The sequence below is a fragment of the Microbulbifer taiwanensis genome (assembly GCF_014904815.1).
GTDB classification, from domain to species: domain Bacteria; phylum Pseudomonadota; class Gammaproteobacteria; order Pseudomonadales; family Cellvibrionaceae; genus Microbulbifer; species Microbulbifer taiwanensis.
Genome location: NZ_JACZFR010000093.1, coordinates 1 through 1,460 on the forward strand (window position 1 = coordinate 1; position 1,460 = coordinate 1,460).

Annotated in this window: 2 protein-coding genes; both read left to right on the top strand. The window is 44.6% G+C overall.

Annotated features, from left to right (window positions below):
* Positions 1–812: hypothetical protein (locus IG627_RS20600; protein ID WP_226865506.1), on the top strand; the 812-nt coding region annotated here is incomplete at its 5' end.
* Complete coding sequence (locus IG627_RS20605; RefSeq protein WP_193195188.1) at positions 812–1,345, top strand: hypothetical protein; 534 nt, start codon at positions 812–814, stop codon at positions 1,343–1,345. The genes IG627_RS20600 and IG627_RS20605, both read left to right, overlap by 1 nt.
* Positions 1,346–1,460 lie beyond the last annotated feature (115 nt).

A 1,460-nucleotide genomic window follows, 5' to 3' on the forward strand; every position in this document is an offset into this window, starting at 1 on the left:
AAGCCTTCGCTGTGCGCGGCTTTGTGGGCGGAGTCGTCTCTACTCTAGGCGGCGGCAAGTTCGGGCATGGATTTGTGTCGGCAGGAGTCGGGGGTGGCTTCAGCAGAGATACTAGTCTGGTGACGCGGATGATTGTCTCTGGAGCGATTTCGGAGGCCACGGGTGGTAAGTTTGCAAATGGGGCTATGACTGCGGCGTTTATGTGGGCAATACAGTCAGTATCGTCACCACAAGTTTCTAGCAATAACCGCGCACACAGAGCAAATAAGCATACAATTAATGGGAAATCTCCACACGGAAAAGATTCGTTTTCCCCCGAAAAGATAGCTGAAATTGAAGCGAAGTTGGATGCTTTAAGAGCTGATTTGGTGGGTACCAATGCCGGAAACTTTAAAAATACAGCTGCCAAACTCAATAGTAGGCAAGAGTTGCTCGATATATCTCTAGAGTATGATATAGAAATTTCAGCAACAATAAGTGCTGGTGGAACAATTAAAAACCTGGGAACAGATTTTCATCATAGCAATGCCTTTACAAATGTCGCGGATGTGGGCTCCAAGGATCATACATGGCATACGCACCCTGGACCGACTCATCTTGAACGCCGATTTATTGGCGGGCTAGTTGATCAGCGGGGGCCGAGTGGGATAACAGGTGATTGGGGGCACGCTCAGGCTGCTGGAGGATGGATTTTTACAACTAGTGCAGATGGAACCATGATAGGCCTAGAAGGGGCTACGGGTAATGAATATTGGTATAAAAATGGTTCTTGGGAATACTATCGCAGACAAACCCTACCTGGAGCGAAGTAATGATCTTAAAATCTAGATTTTACATTTTAATTTTTTTAGTTTTTTCTTCGTACTCGAAGGCAAGTGAGTGTAGAGGTATAACTGCATATTCTTTAGTAAACGGAAGCGATTCTGTTGTAATGGCTTATCCGGTTGAACTAAGAATGACTCAAAAAGATTTTGAAGCTGATTACAGTCGTAACAAAAATATAACCGACATGAATAGTAGAAAGCAAGACCTTGCAAGTGCTTGGAGAAGCTACATAGAAAGCGTCCCATACGCTAGGATGAAATCAATGGTTATTTATAAAGGTAATGTTACTGAGGGGGAGTACTTTGATATTTTTAATGGGCCGGCTTGGGAGTACGGTTATCGGATAGGGAAAAAATATATACTTTTTTTGACCGAAATTTCACGAGATACTTTCGATGTAGAGAGGTGTGTTTATGTGGACTTGGATAAATATGAAGTAGTTAAAGATAATACGGTTCCTGAAGATGTCTCCATGGCTGCAATATTAAGGGAGATCGCAAAAATTAATAATCCTCGCTAACACTACTTTAAGTTGTTCTACGATGCCGGCGGCAACATCACCTTCAAGACCGGCGTCGGCGACTACAGCTACGACGGCCCGCGCCCCCACGCCGTCACCGGCACCAGTATCGGCA